The following is a 1048-nucleotide window of genomic DNA, read 5'->3' as shown; positions in this document are numbered from 1 at the left end:
GGCACCGACTACACCCCCGCACGCCTCTACCACCGCGAAACCGGCCGCTTCACCACCCGCGACCCCCACCCCACACCCCTCAACAAATACCAGGCCTTCGCAGCCAACCCAGTCGAGCACACCGACCCGAGCGGGAACCTCCCCTTCAAAATCAAGATCCGCGGCCAGGGTAAAAGGGCGCAGGAGTCGCGCCAGCGCACGCAAGCCTTGGAATCCGCCCGCAAGGGGCACTACGAATCGTCAGCCAGCATGAGGCTTAAAAATGCCAGAGGCCGTCTCGTGGAGTTGATGGAGGGCGCCGCGACGGCTCTTAAGGCGTCCAACTGGCCGGAGATGCCAGCTTTCACCTCGAAGGTTCCTGCGGCTTACCAGAATTACGAAGAAGCACTGGCGAGTTATAAGCGCATCACCGGACGCACGGGCCCAGAACTCTTCGAGGACGAGAGGGTATATATAACCGCAGCCAGGGTCCATGCTGACCTCGTGAACCAGTGGTTCGCCCTCGAAGGCCTTGGAATCGAACTCCAAAAGGCCGGTAGAGCTAAGCGAGAATATGATCTGTTCGAAGCATCCCTGAAGGAAGAGGGGTTCTCCAGTCACGTGGGACCAGATTTCCAAGATTTCGCCCTTTCGGTCGTCCGAGAAACACTGGACCAGGCAGACGAAAGCGAGAAGCAATACGCGGATGAAATCGAGAAACAATACATTGAAGCCCGGAGCAAACTCAGAGAGGACATTGCGAAGTACACAGCAGAGATGTTCCCGGGCCCCATAGAAAGCCGGTATCTGCACTACGTGGCATCGAATGTGCACAATCGCACTGGAGGCATAGAGAGAATTGCCGAAATCCCGGGGGTCTAGGGAGCGTATTGGGTTGTGGCCAATCTGCGGGTTTCGGCCACGTGGTCGCGCCTGATCCGGTAGATCGTGTTGTGTGACGCGAGCGCACCTCACGGATGCCGAGTGGGAGTTCATCGGGCCGTACCTGCCGGTCGGCGGGTACGGCCCGTACCCCGAACGGCTGCGCCAGCAGTTCGAGGGCGTGATC

2 protein-coding genes are annotated in these 1048 nt (G+C 59.3%); both read left to right on the top strand.

Annotated features, from left to right (window positions below; all coding sequences use genetic code 11):
- A partial coding sequence (locus IF89_RS46780) for a hypothetical protein (protein ID WP_158718148.1) occupies window positions 1-861 on the top strand: 861 nt, incomplete at its 5' end.
- 73 nt (window positions 862-934) lie between these two features.
- Window positions 935-1048: transposase (locus IF89_RS50090; RefSeq protein WP_030777337.1), on the top strand; the 114-nt coding region annotated here is incomplete at its 3' end.

Origin of the sequence: Streptomyces sp. NRRL F-2664 (genome assembly GCF_000719345.1) — a bacterium.
Taxonomy (GTDB): domain Bacteria; phylum Actinomycetota; class Actinomycetes; order Streptomycetales; family Streptomycetaceae; genus Streptomyces.
Note: the sequence above shows the minus strand (reverse complement) of the source record. Positions and strands in the feature narration are given on the sequence as shown.